15 protein-coding genes are annotated in these 16,596 nt (G+C 43.9%); 5 read left to right on the top strand and 10 right to left on the bottom strand.

Annotated features, from left to right (window positions below; all coding sequences use genetic code 11):
* Window positions 1–281 precede the first annotated feature (281 nt).
* Both DN068_RS08085 and DN068_RS08090 read right to left on the bottom strand, forming a co-directional pair.
* Window positions 282–611, bottom strand: coding sequence for a DUF5713 family protein (locus tag DN068_RS08085; protein WP_110998403.1), 330 nt, complete (start codon window positions 609–611; stop codon window positions 282–284).
* Window positions 612–631: 20 nt separating this feature from the next.
* Entirely contained in the window at window positions 632–1,102 is a 471-nt protein-coding gene (locus DN068_RS08090; protein WP_165836321.1) for a type II secretion system protein GspG, read from the bottom strand.
* Window positions 1,103–1,272: 170 nt separating this feature from the next.
* Here DN068_RS08090 and DN068_RS08095 point away from each other — a divergent pair, with 170 nt between their 5' ends.
* Window positions 1,273–1,680, top strand: a complete 408-nt coding sequence (locus DN068_RS08095) for a hypothetical protein (protein WP_110998405.1) — start codon at window positions 1,273–1,275, stop codon at window positions 1,678–1,680.
* A gap of 122 nt (window positions 1,681–1,802) precedes the next feature.
* On the opposite strand, the gene DN068_RS08100 is transcribed toward DN068_RS08095, so the two are convergent.
* Window positions 1,803–2,615: an energy transducer TonB gene (locus DN068_RS08100; RefSeq protein WP_110998406.1), complete on the bottom strand. Its 813-nt coding sequence runs from the start codon at window positions 2,613–2,615 to the stop codon at window positions 1,803–1,805.
* A gap of 286 nt (window positions 2,616–2,901) precedes the next feature.
* A complete protein-coding gene (guaB, locus tag DN068_RS08105; protein WP_110998407.1) occupies window positions 2,902–4,377 on the bottom strand; it encodes an IMP dehydrogenase in 1,476 nt (491 codons plus the stop codon).
* A gap of 208 nt (window positions 4,378–4,585) precedes the next feature.
* On the opposite strand from guaB, the gene DN068_RS08110 reads away from it, so the two are divergent.
* Complete coding sequence (locus DN068_RS08110; RefSeq protein WP_110998408.1) at window positions 4,586–5,878, top strand: phenylacetate--CoA ligase family protein; 1,293 nt, start codon at window positions 4,586–4,588, stop codon at window positions 5,876–5,878.
* Between the two features lie 283 nt (window positions 5,879–6,161).
* Here DN068_RS08110 and DN068_RS08115 read toward each other — a convergent pair whose 3' ends face one another.
* Together DN068_RS08115 and DN068_RS08120 are read right to left on the bottom strand one after the other, a co-directional pair.
* On the bottom strand, window positions 6,162–7,361 hold the full coding sequence (locus tag DN068_RS08115) for an ABC transporter permease family protein (RefSeq protein WP_110998409.1): 1,200 nt from the start codon (window positions 7,359–7,361) through the stop codon (window positions 6,162–6,164).
* Complete coding sequence (locus tag DN068_RS08120; RefSeq protein WP_110998410.1) at window positions 7,358–8,002, bottom strand: ATP-binding cassette domain-containing protein; 645 nt, start codon at window positions 8,000–8,002, stop codon at window positions 7,358–7,360. The genes DN068_RS08115 and DN068_RS08120 overlap by 4 nt, the downstream gene beginning before the upstream one ends.
* Window positions 8,003–8,291: 289 nt before the next feature.
* Here DN068_RS08120 and DN068_RS08125 point away from each other — a divergent pair, with 289 nt between their 5' ends.
* Complete coding sequence (locus tag DN068_RS08125) at window positions 8,292–10,052, top strand: AMP-dependent synthetase/ligase (RefSeq protein ID WP_110998411.1); 1,761 nt, start codon at window positions 8,292–8,294, stop codon at window positions 10,050–10,052.
* A gap of 127 nt (window positions 10,053–10,179) precedes the next feature.
* Here the strand turns inward: DN068_RS08125 and DN068_RS08130 are convergent, their stop codons facing one another.
* The 3 genes from DN068_RS08130 to proS all read right to left on the bottom strand — a co-directional run bounded on the left by DN068_RS08130 (window position 10,180) and on the right by proS (window position 13,064).
* Window positions 10,180–10,992 (bottom strand): hypothetical protein, encoded by an 813-nt coding sequence (locus DN068_RS08130; protein WP_110998412.1) that lies wholly within the window; start codon window positions 10,990–10,992, stop codon window positions 10,180–10,182.
* Window positions 10,993–11,091: 99 nt separating this feature from the next.
* Window positions 11,092–11,532 carry a DUF5362 family protein gene (locus DN068_RS08135; RefSeq protein WP_110998413.1) on the bottom strand — a complete coding sequence of 147 codons (441 nt, stop codon included), beginning with the start codon at window positions 11,530–11,532 and terminating at the stop codon, window positions 11,092–11,094.
* A 50-nt stretch (window positions 11,533–11,582) separates the two neighbouring features.
* A complete protein-coding gene (gene proS / locus DN068_RS08140; RefSeq protein ID WP_110998414.1) occupies window positions 11,583–13,064 on the bottom strand; it encodes a proline--tRNA ligase in 1,482 nt (493 codons plus the stop codon).
* A gap of 96 nt (window positions 13,065–13,160) precedes the next feature.
* On the opposite strand from proS, the gene DN068_RS22250 reads away from it, so the two are divergent.
* Together DN068_RS22250 and DN068_RS08150 are read left to right on the top strand one after the other, a co-directional pair.
* Window positions 13,161–14,591, top strand: a complete 1,431-nt coding sequence (locus DN068_RS22250; protein WP_207798877.1) for a hypothetical protein — start codon at window positions 13,161–13,163, stop codon at window positions 14,589–14,591.
* 128 nt (window positions 14,592–14,719) lie between these two features.
* The gene (locus tag DN068_RS08150; protein ID WP_110998415.1) at window positions 14,720–16,276 is read left to right on the top strand and encodes an OmpP1/FadL family transporter; all 1,557 of its coding nucleotides are present in this window, start codon (window positions 14,720–14,722) and stop codon (window positions 16,274–16,276) included.
* A gap of 156 nt (window positions 16,277–16,432) precedes the next feature.
* Here the strand turns inward: DN068_RS08150 and DN068_RS08155 are convergent, their stop codons facing one another.
* Window positions 16,433–16,588 carry a lmo0937 family membrane protein gene (locus DN068_RS08155; RefSeq protein ID WP_110998416.1) on the bottom strand — a complete coding sequence of 52 codons (156 nt, stop codon included), beginning with the start codon at window positions 16,586–16,588 and terminating at the stop codon, window positions 16,433–16,435.
* Window positions 16,589–16,596 lie beyond the last annotated feature (8 nt).

Genomic DNA, 16,596 nt, shown 5'->3' on the forward strand with positions numbered 1-16,596 from the left:
TTATCGCGCACCTGTTTCTATTTCACTGTCATTTTCGTGAAACTCCTCCTGAAGTTCGTTTACGAAGGCGCAAAGTTTTTCTCTCACGGCGATCACAACGCCACAACGTGCATAATAATCGGACGACTTCGAATCGTCTTATTGTTATTCATTGCATCAATTAATACACACATTTTGTGCAACCCCGCGGGTCATTGCGATGAGTTGACAAACAGCAAAGCTGGGGAAACGAAGTGGCAACCTGATTTCGCGCCGGGTAAAACCATCTCGATAGAGAACCACTACCAATCCCGCGCCCGGATGGCTTCTTCTATATCGATATCAATTTCAAAAAAGCAAAGAACGTTATCAATAGTTTCTCCTATCGATTCTCGCGCACCTGTTTCTATTTCACTGTCATTTTCGTAAAACTCCTCTTGAAGTTCGTTTACGGTTGCCGTCATCTCATCCAATGATTGCTGAATCTCTTCGTTAGAATGATTCCCTTCTTCTATAAACGAAACTACTTTTTTGATGGCGTCGCGAACTTTATCAACCAAAAAATCTGGAAAATAATCGTCTGCATACATGTCTTTTAAATACTCAAAATCTGTTGAAAGTTTTTTGTTCATGTTTTTTATTAAAGGAGTTATTAACGCACTTTCACAAAACCAATCTTGCTACTATCGCGAATTGTTATGTTTGGATAAAGGTCGTCCTGAGTATTGGGAAACCCGTCTATACCGGAAGAGAAAACAGTGTACCTGTCTCCTATCTTATGATAATTATAGTGGAGATCGATTTTGGCATTCATTCCCTGAACGGGATCGGAAATTGAAGTCAATGAATCTTCGGTCCTCAGTTGCTGCAAACTGTCTGGATAAACTCCATGTTCCAGATTATAAAACTCAATGCTTCTCACCAGCTGATTCAACTCCATCTGAGAGATCTTGACAAATCCTTGTCCCACAAATTTACTTTTACTAAAATAAAAGAGAGAACCATAAACGGCGACCGTGAACAATATTCCAAAAACGCCAATTGCAATAAACCATTTGTCTTTGTACTTGAATATTCCTGTAATCAGAATACCTACGCCAAGAATGGCCCCGAGCAGTGGCATTAAACAAAATATTCCCAGCCAGTAAGGTGGTTTGGATTGAGGAGGGTTTACGATAAGTATAGGGCGTTGTGAGGATTGTTGTTGCATTAAATAAAGATAATGGGAGTGATGAAAAAACAAAAATTATGTAGCTGCGAATCAATATTCTTAGATCCTTATTATCCAACAACATGCGAAATCAGATTGCCACGTCGTACCTCCTCGCAATGACCCGGGGGACTAGATATATCGGAGTGCCAAACAACCTACAAACCTGCCAAGTTGACTCTTTTAGTGTCAACGTTGATGCAAAAAGAGTCAACATCGATGTTCGAAACATGAACGTCGGAGTTAAAAACCTGAACGTCGAAGCTCAGAGCATGAACGTCCGAGTTAAAAACATCAACATTGGAGTTCGGAACATGAACGTTGAGGTTAAAAACATCGATGTCGAAGTTCAGAACATCAACGTCGAAGCTAAAAACATGAACGTCGAGGTAAAAAGTATCAACGTTGGGGTTCCGAGCATGGACATCGGAGTAAAAAGCGTCTATTTCCGCGAAACCAGTTCACGACGTCGTCGTGCCTCTGCCTCGTGACGGCCCATGTGGTTGTGGAGATCCCCGTTTTCGTGCTGACTGCTTCGTTCCTCGCAGAGACGCGAGTGGAAACAAAAAAGGTCGCATCACTGCGACCTTCTTAACATCTTAATCATTCGAAATTACTCCAACCGGAAACTTACCGGCAGCTTATAAAAAACGTCCACTTTTTCACCCTCCTGCTCTCCTGGCTTCCATTTAGGCATTAGTTTCATCACTCTGATGACTTCTTCATCACAACCATATCTGACATGCTGGAGTATATGAAAATCATCAAGCGAACCATCACGTGTAACTACAAAACGAACAATTACTTTACCCTCAATATTTTTGCTCCGCGCTTTTTCCGGATAGCGAATATTCTGTCCTAAAAATTGATACAATGCCGGCAGTCCACCAGGAAATTCAGGCCAAACTCTGTAAGGGAAAAACGGTATTTGTTTGCCACTTTCATCAAAACATTTACCTCCCAGGCTGACGCCATGCTCAAAATCCTCCTCTCTTTTCAACTTCCCATTTTTATAATAAGTGTGCAGCCTGCCATTTAATGAATCATTGGCATAATGTCCTTCTTCTCTCAGCGTACCTGTTTCGTAATAAAATTTCCAATCACCTGTCATTTGCCCCATCAGATAAACGCCCTCATTTTTTTTCCGGCCATTCTCGTAATAAGAAACAGCGTCACCATCATTTATCTTTTCAGAATCACGGATCACCAAGCCACAAGTAAATTTCACCTGATGATCTTTATAAAACTCCTTCACTTCACCGCGGCCTTCGGAAGTAGCAGTGGTTATCCTATAATAATAACAGTATCTGAACCGGGAAATTTCATTGTAGTGGTGGTCATAATATGTAGTATCAGACTGGGCTTTCGCAATATTTTGAAACGACAAAAGGCTTATAGCAACAAACAATAGAGCTTTTAAATTCATGATGCAAAAGTAGAAAATGGTCGGACTATTGCAGTCACCCGTTTTTGCGATAATGGCGTTAAGGTTGCCAGCCGCGAAATCAGATTGCAACGTCCTACCTCCTCACAACAACCCGTGTTTGTGCTGTTCGACATGTTAGCGCAGCGCATGTCGAACGACAGATAAAACGGATTTCCGAATCCGTTCTATTCCCAAGCGAAACAAAAAAGGTCGCATCACTGCGACCTCTTCTTTTATATTCAGTTAAAACATATCAACGTTTCAACCTATTAACTTATCAACCTAATTAACGACTATAGTTAGGCGCTTCTTTCGTAATTACCACATCGTGCGGATGGCTTTCTGCCATAGATGCTGAAGTGATGCGTACGAATTGTGCTTCGTCCTGCAGGGTTTTGATGTCTTTGGAACCGCAATAGCCCATACCAGCGCGAAGACCACCAACGAACTGCTGTACTACTTCGTTGAGCATACCTTTGTAAGGAACACGACCAACGATACCTTCTGGAACCAGTTTCTTAATATCTGCTTCTACGTCTACACTTTGGAAATAACGATCGCTGGAACCTTCTTTCATTGCTTCTACAGAGCCCATACCACGGTAAGATTTAAACTTACGGCCTTCATAGATGATGGTTTCACCAGGACTTTCTTCCGTACCTGCGAAAATAGAACCTGCCATGATACAGCTTGCACCGGCTGCGATTGCTTTTACCATGTCACCAGTGTAGCGGATACCACCATCGGCAATAACCGGAACACCTGTTCTTTTCAATACCTGAACTGATTCAATAATTGCAGTCAGCTGTGGCGCACCGGCACCTGTTACAACACGGGTTGTACAGATAGAACCAGGACCAACACCAACTTTCACTGCATCTGCACCAGCAGCAGCGAGCGCTTTCGCACCAGCGGCGGTAGCAACGTTACCGGCAATTACAGGGAGGTTTTTAAATGTTTTCTTCACGAGTTTCACCATATCCAGCACACCTTTAGAGTGACCGTGTGCGCTATCGAGCGTGATCACATCTACACCTGCGGCTCTCAGTGCTTCTACGCGATCAAGCGTATCTCCAGTGATACCAACGGCTGCACCTGCGAGCAGGCGACCCATACTGTCTTTCGCAGCGTTTGGATGGCTTTTTACATGAATGATATCGCGGAAAGTGATCAGACCCATCAGTTTGCCCGTTTTATCGACGATTGGCAATTTTTCAATCTTATACTGTTCCAGGATTTTTTCAGCTTTGATCATGTTGGTACCTACCGCAGCAGTTACCAGGTTTTCTTTCGTCATGATGTCGCTTACCTTCTTCTTCATGTTCTTTTCAAAGCGCATGTCGCGGTTGGTAAGGATACCTACGAGTTTATGATTTTCGTCGATGATAGGAATACCGCCGATCTTATTATCACGCATCAGACGGGTTGCTTCGCCTACACTTGCATCCGGACGCAGGGTGATCGGATCAACGATCAAACCGCTTTCAGAACGTTTTACTTTACGTACTTGTTCTGCCTGGCGCTCGATGCTCATATTCTTGTGGAGCATGCCGATACCGCCTTCGCGAGCCAGTGCAATAGCCAAACGAGCTTCAGTTACTGTATCCATTGCCGAAGAGATCATCGGAATGTTCAGCGTAATGTCTTTAGTTAATTGTGTAGTGATGCTTACCTCTCTTGGAAGGACTTCAGAGTAAGCCGGCATAAGGAGTACATCGTCAAATGTGAGACCTTCACCGTAGAACTTAGATTTTGCAGCCATGTGCAAAGGTAGTATTGTATCTCGAAAAATAAAAAATTGGTTTTAAATATATCCCTATTGCTTGCGCAGAGCAGATTACAACGCATCCGCAGTTGGACTTCGATCCCATTTTATATATTATCATTCCAACAATTCCTTCAACTCCAACCCACCGGCTAAAATCGGTTTCACCGCGGAATAACTTATTTTGCATTAAAATTGACCCGCTTTGACCTTTCTGCAAGATCTCGCTTTTGAACCACTGAACAGCCAAAGAGCTTTTCAAACGGCCGCTTTACACCAATTGCTCGTTTATCTGAAAAACAATTCGCCGTTTTACCAAAAGCTATTTCACAAGCACCATGTCGATGTCAATAATATAAAATCGCTGGCCGATATGCGTTTTTTGCCGACCACCAGCAAGGCCGATATGCAAATGCACAACTGGGATTTTCTCAGTGTACACAGCTCAGAAGTTAAAGAGTACACCGCTACTTCGGGCACGATGGGCCAACCGGTAACCATCGCGCTGACAGAAAACGACCTGAAAAGACTTGCATATAACGAGTATCAATCTTTTCGCTGCGCGGATGGCAAACCAGAAGATGTCTACCAATTGATGCTTACGCTCGATCGCCAGTTTATGGCCGGTATCGCTTATTATAGTGGTATCCGTCAATTGGGCGCTGCATTGGTGCGTACGGGTCCGGGGTTGCCGCCGATGCAATGGGATACGATCATGCGGGTGCAGTCTAACAGCATCGTAGCAGTACCATCGTTTATCTTAAAGTTGATTCAATACGCGCAGGAAAACCAGATTGACCTGCAAAACACACCAGTTGAAAAAGTAGTTTGTATCGGTGAAAGTCTGCGTCAGGCCGATTTTGAATTGAATGCACTTGGTCAGAAGATCTACGATCAATGGCCGATTAAATTATACAGCACCTACGCTTCTACTGAAATGCAAACGGCATTTACAGAATGTGGGTTCAGTCACGGCGGTCATGAACAGCCGGATTTAATTATTCTGGAAATCATCGATGATCACGGAAATCCGCTGCACGCAGGTGAATACGGCGAAGTAGCTATCACAACACTTGGTGTGGAAGGTATGCCGTTGCTCCGTTATCGCACGGGCGATATCTGTGCTTTTTACGAAGAATCTTGTGCCTGCGGCAGAAAATCCAAACGCCTGAGTCCGGTGCTGGGCCGCAAACAGCAGATGATCAAATACAAAGGCACCACCTTCTACCCCCCTGCTATCTTCGATATTCTGAACAACCTGCCTTATATCCAGGAATATATTGTAGAGGTATTTACCAACAGTATCAACACTGATGAAATCCGCCTGCATTTGCATACACCTCTTTCAGTAGATGAATGTGAGTTGCGCCTGAAGCCGCTGTTACAATCAAAACTGCGCGTAGTGCCACTACTTCACTTCCATTCAGGTTCTGAAATCCATCAAATGCAATTTCCACCGGCAAGCAGAAAGCAGGTAAGGTTTATTGACAACCGTTAAATCGCTGATGGCTGATTTCCGATCGCTGATTTACACGCGAACTGTGAGGCTGAGCAGAGTCGAAGCCCTGTGCGAGGGCCTTTCTTTCTCGCAACGGCACTAAGGCACAACAATATAGTATGTAAAATACTTTGCCTCCTTTTCTCCTTACGCATCTTTTCGGGAAACCTTAAGTAAAAAGACGTAGTGCCTTTGCGGGCGTTGCGAGAAAACCCTTGCGTGCTTTGCCTCTTACGCATTTTGTCCTGAGCGATGCGTGAGGATGCGGGAAACCTTAATTAAATCACACATCAGCAATAGCGCCGCGGATGGTTCGCTTCATCCGCACTATCAAAACGATCAATGCCAATGCAGCTGCTACCCAGATTGGCCAGCCTGGCAGCACAGATAATTGCAGATCCATTTTTTGCACCCAGAGATAACAGCCGAATTGCAACAACACGGCAATGACCACACCGATCAAAACTGCACTTACAATAAAAGGCAGGAATCTTCTGCTGATAAACTTACTCAGATAAGAAGGTCTATATCCCAATTGCAGCAGTAGTTTCACAGCTTCACTTGCTTTGGCCAAAGACAATTCGATAAACAAAATAAACACCAACGAACTGATACCAATCAGCAAAACCGCCAGCACACCGGTTGCGCCGGTAATGGTTTCCACAATGGCGCGCAGTTTATTCCAGCGAAGCTGTTCTGTGTTTGTTGTATAATTATGATCCGTGAGATACTTCTCAAAAGCCTTGTCGGACGGATCTTTTGTCTTTAAAATCAACCGTGAAGCGCGCACCGAATTGTTCTCCCCAAATTTTGCATTCGCGTATTTCAAAAATGATTCGGGCACCAAAACAGAAGTAATCCTATCGGAGAACCCAACAATATGTCCGCTGTATTTTTCCTGGATGCCGCCGCCAATCGTAAGATCAAAACCGAGTGTAGTAATCATCTGCTCAGACAACTGTGGCAAGCCCTGACTCGGTGCGAAACCATAATTGTACAAATTCAGAAACTCTGTAGAAACAATAATCGGCACCTGAAAATCCCCTTCCTGCCAATGCCAGTCCTTCGGCTTTTTATCAATAAAACGTTCGGGAACGGATTCCAGAAACAATTGTGTATAAAACCTCAGACTAGATCCCATACTTGCCGATACCGGAAAATGGTTTGATTCCAGCATGCCCACATCCTGCACCTGTGGTGCTTTTCGCAGGTCTTCTATTTCAGGCTCGGTGAAGAAATTACCCGCTGGCTGCACCATATTTTCATTGGTAATTTTTTTATTGATCGTGATAAATGTACTGCCCAGACTGTCGTTCGTTCCTTTTCCGGCCAGTAATTCACGAAAATTCCACCAAATCATTATCGCAGAAAAAAGCAGAATCAATCCGACACACAAAGCAATCCATGCAGTCCACAAACGGGTTTTGCCGCTTTTATGAAACATTAGCTTGCGCAGCAGTACTTCAGTATTATTCCGGCTCAAAGCATCATCGTTTTAGTGTAGGGGAAATAGTCGTTTTCGTCAAGATCAACCAATATAAAGCCTGCGTTGTTCCGGTCCGCAACTTCTTGTATTAATGCCGCAGCTTTTGCGGTATTGGCTTTGTCTAAATGGCTGAATGGTTCGTCCATGAGTAACCATTGAAATGGCTGTAACAATGCTCGAATGATCGCTACACGTTGTTGCTCTCCGTAAGAAAGTGTCTGACCAAGGGAATTTCTTTTGTCTTTTAAACCCAGTCGCTCCAGCCATTGTGCCATTTCATCTTCGGTGACAGTGTTGGTAAGATTTCTTTTAATCTCAAGATTTTCCCAGGCGGAGAGGTCGGAGAATAATCGCAAATCCTGAAAAACAACACTCAGTTCCTTCTGACGGATTTCAGCCCAATCTTCTCTTTGCGCCGCAGAAAGCGGTTTCCCATTCCAGGAAATTCGTCCGTCAAAATCATAACGCAAACCGTAAAGCATGTGGATAAACGTCGTTTTTCCGGTACCGGAAGGCGCTTGTATAAAGATGCGTTCGCCACGCGAAATGCTCAGTTCTTTCAGCCATACATCAGACTGACGGTTACTGATTTTTTCACGGATGGGAATGGGTACCAATTGCGACAATTGTAACTGCATAACATGAAAATAGGCTTTTTTCTCGCAGCGGCACAGCGACGCGGTCCTTTCCCATACAGACTTACTATCTTTCCCGCATCCTCACGCGTCGCTCAGGACAACATGCGTAAGGGGCAAAGTTTTTATCTCTCACGGCGACACATTAATCTCTCACAACGCACACAAAGACGCAAAGCCCGAGCAAGTAACAACTGATTTAACCAATTGACCAGTTACCCTATTGACATTTGACGTTTCACGTTTGACCATTCACCATTGACCATTGCCCTTTTCTTCCTATATTTAAAACATGATGGAACGTCTTTTTGATATCGTAGCAGAACGCGCTGCCGCAGATCCGAATGCTGAAATGCTCGCCGCAAAAGAGAACGGACAGTGGAAAACCTATTCCTGTAAAACGGTATGGGAAACAGCTCAGAAACTGTGCGGCGGATTGCTGACACTCGGCATCAAAAATCAGACGCTGGAGCCAGAAGCTCAGGAAAAAATTGCTATTATTTCATTCAACAGACCAGAATGGATGATGGTAGACCTTGGCGTACAAATGACCGGCGCCGTGCTGACGCCCATCTACCCTACGATCAGCCCGAATGAACTCGCACATATTTTCAAGGAAGCGGAAGTAAAAATCGTATTCGTCTCCAATGCGGAATTATACGGACGATTCAAAGATGCATTTGCTGAAGTACCCACGCTGCAACATGTTTTCAGCTTCGATCCAACCGAAAACGTACCCAGCTGGAATACACTGATCGAAAAAAATGCACCGATGGATCAGTCGGTAATCGACCGCATCAAGCCTGAAACATTAGCGACCATCATCTATACTTCCGGCACTACCGGCGATCCTAAAGGAGTAATGCTTTCTCATCACAATATCGTCAGCAATGTCAGCGACTCAATGCCCGCTTTTACGTTTGCCGAAAAAGGCAGCCGTGCATTGAGTTTCCTGCCGCTCAACCATATTTTCGAACGCATGGTGACCTACATTTATCTGCATGCAGGTGTGGCGGTTTGGTACGCAGAAAGTATGGACACGATCGGCGTAAATCTCAAAGAGGTAAAACCATTGGTATTTACCGTAGTGCCTCGTTTGCTGGAAAAGGTATACGAGCGTATTATGGCTACAGGTATCGAACTAACTGGTATCAAACGCGCATTATTTTTCTGGGCACTGGAGCTTGGCAAAAAATTCGACAACGTAAATCACGGGAGTGCCTGGTATCGTTTTCAACTGGCTATCGCAAATAAATTGGTGTTCAATAAATGGCGCGAAGCTTTAGGCGGAAATGTGAAAGCCGTAGTAAACGGTTCTGCTGCGTTACAGGAACGCTTAATCCGCATTTTCACAGCAGCAAATGTGATTGTAATGGAAGGATACGGCCTTACGGAAACTTCCCCGGTAGTCTCTGTAAACCGCTACGAGAGCGAAAATCGTCGCGTAGGCACTGTCGGTCCGTTGATCAATAATGTGGAAGTGAAAATTGCAGAAGATGGTGAAATCCTGACTAAAGGTCCGAACATCATGATGGGCTATTATAAAAAACCGGAACTTACTGCGGAAGCAATGAAAGATGGCTGGTTTCACACAGGTGATATCGGCGAATGGCAGGAAGGCCGTTTCCTGAAAATCACGGATCGTAAAAAAGAAATCTTTAAAACATCGGGCGGTAAATATGTAGCGCCGCAGATGATCGAAAATAAGCTCCGCGAAAGTCCTTTCATCGAGCAAATGATGGTGATCGGCAACAGCCGTAAGTTTGTGAGCGCACTGATTGTTCCCAACTTCGGACAAGTAAAAAAGACGCTGCACATTTCTGAATCGGACAACAGCAAGGTGATCAAAATGCCGGAAGTGATTGCGCTGATTCAAAAACAACTCGATAAATACAACCCGTTATTCAGCCATCCGGAGCAAGTGAAAAAATTTGAATTGCTGCCAGACGAATGGACGATTGATGCGGGTGAATTAACCCCTTCACTGAAGATCAAACGGAAATTCGTAGAACAGAAATATTCAAAAGTGGTGGAAGGAATGTACGGGGAGTAGTTGATACGTTAATAAGTTAATAGGTTAAAACGTTGTAACGCATAATAAGAAACGCCCCGCAGTCTAGTTTTGTGGGGTGTTTCTTTTTGTGATGCGGCTAACATATCAACTTTTCAACGTATCAACACTACTGCGGCAATACGCCATTCAAAACATCAACATTTACGCCTTTTTCGCCAGGAGTATATGGTGTTACATTTTTCGTTTTGGGCTTTCCGCTACGCTCATATTGTCGCAAACGCCAAGACCCACCTATCGAAAACGTAAATATCTTTGGATTAATAGCACCTTCATACAAGTGGCCGCCATTTCTTGTAGTAATTAGGTTCATTGCAGAAACGGACGGATATTTCCCAAAATCATAACTCCCCATTACAAAAAATTCCAGCCAACTCCGCAAACGATATTTTACAGCCAGGTCTCCTGAAAATGTAATAAAATCTTCGTCGAGGTAAGAAGTTTTGTATTGATCCACGGAGGAGACATACAAGTAATTATCTACTGTCGAGTAATGATAGTCTTTACTAGTGTAAGAAGGCCAGTTTCTATTATAATTAAATGTCGCACCCGCAACCAATAAGACATGAGGGGTAAGAAGAAATTGAAAGCGGATAGGCAATTTTAAAGTACCAATACTTATCCCAGCTTTGTATTTATAATGAAGGGAATTTGTATCTAAGGAAAACTTAAGCGCATATTTATTGGATGAATATCCAATACCAGCCTGGAATAAAACCTTATCATTTACTGGAACACCGTACAAAATGGCGGCGCCGCCTGTAATGGGAGAGCGAAAATGATAACGATCAGCAGTATTAATTTTCTCCGTATTCGCATACATCAGATTCGTCTTAAGAAACAGGTCCAGACTCAGAGAGTTCTGTTGTGCCGTCGCGCAAAACGGGATTATAGCCAATAGGGTCTGGTAGAATTTTTTCATAACCGGCCGCGAATATATTGCAAATATTGTTTCACAGAAAATGTGCAAACAAGAAGGGCACCCGTTTGGAGTGCCCTTTCATTTTATCGGAATTTTTGCTTATAAATTTGATGCCGCTACGCCTACTAATAATAAAACGAGTATCAATCCATAAATAACCAATCCTATAATCGTAAGAATGCCCATGTATTTAAACATGTTTTTCTGATAATTCAGCGCCCGGTTAAATATTTCCTGATTTGCCGTGCGAATACCCGTTTTCAGCAATGTGGAAAAACGAAACAATGCATAGACCGGATACACGTAAAGGAAAATCGCTATGGTACCGTAAAGCAATCCCAGTGCCTGACTCGTATTGGGACCTACGCTTGCTATCGAAACGCCCACTATCACGAGGCCAAGTATCAGCAAACCAAAGAAAATAAAAAACACAATCGTCAGAAACTTCGACCAGCGTGCTGTTTCCAGCATACTGGCTTTAGCTGTTTCATCTATTTCCAGATGAAAAATATCTGAACCATGTCTATTGTCGCTTATCATAGAAGGATTTTCGCAAAAGTGATTAAAAACATCAATACGACCAATAGTTTCTAGTAAGCTCTTGCAAACAAAACACGCTGCGTAGAAGGATTTCCTGTCAAAATACATTTTCCGGCTTCCTGTTCATTATTCAGCGGAATACAACGAATGGTCGCTTTCGACAATTCTTTGATCTTCTCTTCTGTTTCAGGCGTACCGTCCCAATGCGCATAAACGAAACCTGTTTTTTCGTCCAGTATTTTCATGAACTCTTCCCAGGTATCCGCGTTAGTAGTGTGTTCTGTACGGAAGTCCAACGCGCGTTGGAACATATTATTGTGGATATCTTCCAATAATTGTGCGATGTGGTCAGTCAGACCTTCTAACGGCTGCGAAGCTTTTTCTTTAGTATCACGACGAGCTACTTCTACCTGATTATTTTCCAGATCACGTGCGCCTAAAGCGATACGAACCGGAACGCCACGCAATTCGTACTCTGCAAATTTCCAACCCGGACGGTTATTGTCGTCGTTGTCGAATTTCACACGAATACCTTTAGCACGCAGTTCTTTCATAATCTCTTCTGCTTTCGCATCAATTTTCTGCCGAGCTTCTACATCCTTATTATAAATTGGAACAATCACAACCTGCAGTGGAGCCAGACGTGGCGGCATTACCAGACCCTGATCATCGCTGTGCGCCATTACCAACGCACCGATCAGACGAGTGGAAACACCCCATGAAGTTGCCCATACATAGTCCATTTTATTTTCCTTATCGGTAAACTGAACGTTGAACGCTTTCGCAAAGTTCTGACCCAGAAAATGTGAAGTACCAGCCTGCAAAGCCTTGCCATCCTGCATCAGCGCCTCAATACAATAAGTATCTTCCGCACCCGCAAAACGCTCGTTCGCGGATTTTACACCACGCACCACCGGCAATGCCATATATTCTTCTACAAATTTAGCATACACGTCCAACATCTGTGTAGTTTCCGCAATCGCTTCTTTTTTGGTAGCATGTGCCGTATGTCCTTCCTGCCAGAGAAATTCTGCAGTGCGGAGGAACAAACGAGTACGCATTTCCCAGCGAACTACGTTTGCCCATTGGTTAATGAGGATCGGCAGATCGCGGTAACTTTGAATCCAGTTTTTATATGTATTCCAGATAATAGCTTCTGATGTCGGGCGGACAACCAGTTCTTCTTCCAGTCGGGCAGCCGGGTCTACAATCAGTTTTCCTTTATTATTGGGATCTGTTTTCAGACGGTAGTGTGTAACAACCGCACATTCCTTCGCAAAGCCTTCTGCATTCTTCTCCTCAGCTTCAAAAAGGCTTTTTGGAACGAACAACGGGAAATAAGCGTTCTGGTGACCAGTATCCTTAAACATTTTGTCCAGAACATCGCGCATGTTTTCCCAAAGTGCAAATCCATAAGGTTTTATCACCATACATCCACGAACCGCAGAATAGTCCGCCAGATTGCCTTTTATAATTAAGTCATTGTACCACTGGGAGTAGTCCTGTGAACGGGGTGTTAAAATATTACTCATATTAAACTGGCATGTTTTTTGAAGGTCTATTAAATTGGTGGAGTGGCGCAAAAGTACTAATTTCACTAAGCAATTATTACGTAAAATCAATTAAAAATGAAACGCTTCCTATTTGCCGGGATTTTGTTGATGGGACTTGGTCAGGTGCCTGCAATTGCTCAAAGCAATAGCACGTATCAGGATGATATCTACACCAGCGGTTCGGATGCTGACAAGCAAGCTTCAAAGGATGCGCGTAACGAGAACAACGCACGTTATAATAACAACAACAGTTACAACAATAACCAGCAAAATTCTCAAAACGAAGGCAATAACTACAGCAATTCCGGAAACAATTATAACGACGGCAGTTATTCAAACAATAATGGCCAAAGCTATTCAGGCGACGATTATGTGAATTACGATGATGACTATTCGTATGCAACGAACATGCGCCGTTTCGATAATTCTTTTTCTAATCTCGGCTATTACAGCACTTTCAATAATCCATACTGGTACAATCCATATTGGGTAGATCCATACTGGGGCTATAACCCTTGGATGGGACCTAGTTTTGGTGTCAGCATCGGTGTTGGTTTCGGCGGTCCATACTGGAGCTCTGCCTGGGGTTGGAATATGTGGATGGGTTACCCAAGTTTCTATAGCTGTTATGCTTATCCTTACTACGGTGGCTGGGGCTACTATGGTTACGGATATGGCTGCGGTTATTACAATAACTTCTGGAACGGATACTACTCTGGCGTCTGCAACGGATATGGTTATGGTTACCACGGTGCAAGCAACGTAGCTTACGGTCCGCGTTATTCAATGAATACTAACTACACAGCTGTTCGTAACAACCTGAACGGAACAAATGGCAACCGGGCAATCACTACGCCTGCCGGATGGCAACAATCAGTACGCGGCAATGCATTTAGTGCGAATACACAACAGCAACGCGCCAATACACCACAACCATTCCGTGGTGACTTTAATCCTGGCAATGCAAATACAGCGGCAGTCAATCAGCAAGGTCGTCAAAACCTGAGCGCAGCACCTGGCAGCCAAACAGCAAACCCTGGCCGATTTGAAAATAATACTCGTCCAAACAGCTTTCAGAATAATCAGCAACCAACACAGCAGCAGGCTCAAACCCGTGGAAGCGGCGGATGGCAATCTACGGCAAACAACAATGGCAATGTAGAACCTGGTTCCGGTCGCGGACGTTTCAATCAGGACAATAACTATACACGTTCTGAAAGTCAATTCCAGCAACCACAGCAACAACAATATCAGCAATCACAACGTTCTTCATCGTATAGCGGCGAACAACCGCAACGCTCATGGAACAACGGTGGACAACAACAACGTTCTTTCCAACAATCACAGCGTGCAGAACAACCACAACGCATGGAACAGCCACATAACTTCGGTGGTGGCGGATTCAGCGGCGGTCGCCCAAGCGGCGGCGGTGGTAGTTTCGGCGGCGGCCACAGCGGTGGCGGTGGTTTTAGCGGAGGCAGCCGCGGTGGTGGCGGAAGAAGATAATCACAAAAGAAATTAAGAATCACCACGCCAATCAGCGTGGTGATTTTTTAAATGGAATATTTTTAGTTTGAACCCGGACCGTTAAACAATGAACCTGTATAACGGTCTAATCAGAAATAGTTTGGTGTATGAGCAGTAACCGTATCACAAAATTTTTTATTGCAGCCGGATTATTATCATCCATTTCATTTGCAGCCTGGGCACAAAATGAAATAGACGCATTGCGTTATTCATACCTCTCACCAATGGGAACTGCCCGTTCTATGGGTTTTGGCGGTGCGCTCGGTTCCATTGGCGGAGATTTTACCAGCCTGAGTGTAAACCCGGCAGGTATTGGCATTTACCGGTCTTCGGAGATTATATTTACGCCTTCATTGAAGATTAACAGCACAAACACCGCATATACCGGCACCAATGGTAATTCGGGCTCATTCGGAGACAGTCGCACCCGTTTCAATATCAACAACGCTGGTGCAGTATTTACAACTGCACAGAAAGGCCGCAGATATAAAAACAGCAACTGGAAATCGGTATCATTTGGTATCGGAGTAAACCGTCTCGCCGATTTTACCCGGAACTATAATTATCAGGGATATAATAATACCAGCTCTGCCAGCGAACCGATGGTGGTAGATGCCAACCAGAATGGATATAGCTATGGCAACTTTCAGCCGGCAAGTCTTGCGCAGATGGGATATAGTGCTTATCTGGTAGATACAGGCGCATTGTACGGTGCCAACAGCAGTTCTTATGGAACTATTGTAGCCTGGCAGCAAGGCGTCATTCAACGCAAATCTGTTTCGGAACGAGGCGGCGTGAATGAAATGGTACTTTCTTTTGGTGGTAACTATAAAGAAAAACTGATGCTTGGTGCTACACTGGGTTTGCCATTCATAAATTTCTACCAGGAATCCTCTATTACAGAAACAAACACGCTAACGCCGGCTCAGGACCAGTTTTTTGGCAGTTTCAACTACAACCAATACCTGACGACACACGGTTACGGTATCAACCTGAAACTTGGCTTTATCTATAAGATCAATGACCAGTTCCGCATTGGCGGTGCGATACATACGCCTACCGCTTATCAAATGTATGACAACACAGACTACAGTATTGCTTCTGATACCCGCAACCTGAAGTCACTTGTGTTTAACGATAATACAGGATCGATTTCTACATTCTATGCACATCAGAACTTTAACTATGGCCTTACTACACCGTGGAGAGGCTTACTGAGTGCGTCGGCCATGTTGGGCAAAATTGGGTTCATTACCGCAGATGCAGAATATGTAGACTACAACTCGATGCGCTATCATATGCATGATTACCGCGATTACGAACAGCAGATCAATACGATTATTAAAAACACCTATCAGGGGGCATTCAACTTCAGAGCAGGCGCAGAATTCCGTTTTGATATGATGATGTTCCGCGGTGGCTTTGGCTATTATGGCAGTCCGTACCAATCACCTTACAACTATTCAGGTTCAGACCGGTTTGATATTTCTGCCGGACTTGGATTCCGCTTCCAACACGCATTTATTGATATCGGGTATGTCCACAGTATGTATTCTACACAAGAACAGCCTTACACATTGCCGTATCCAAACGTAGTAATTCCAACTGCAACGATAAAAAATAACAACAACAATGTAGCCATCACTTTGGGCTTCAAATTCTAATAAAAGCATCATGCTATAAAGAGAAAAGAGACTGCAAATTGCAGTCTCTTTTCTCTTTATAGTACTTACCCCAGATGTGCCCATGACATAAAAAAGCCCCCACAACATTGTGGGGGCGCGCATTATCCCTAATTGAAACATAAAAGCAAATTCTTATTAATCGACGGTGCCCCGTTTGATGAAACTCAGCAGCAACGAAATAATCGCAATAACCAGTAAAATATGTATTAAGCCGCCTGCGCTATAAACAAACACTCCTAATACCCAGCCAATTACTAGTATAACTGCAATAATGTACAATAGTCCTCTCATGATGGTTA

Source organism: Taibaiella soli (genome assembly GCF_003236175.1).
Lineage (GTDB): Bacteria > Bacteroidota > Bacteroidia > Chitinophagales > Chitinophagaceae > QKTW01.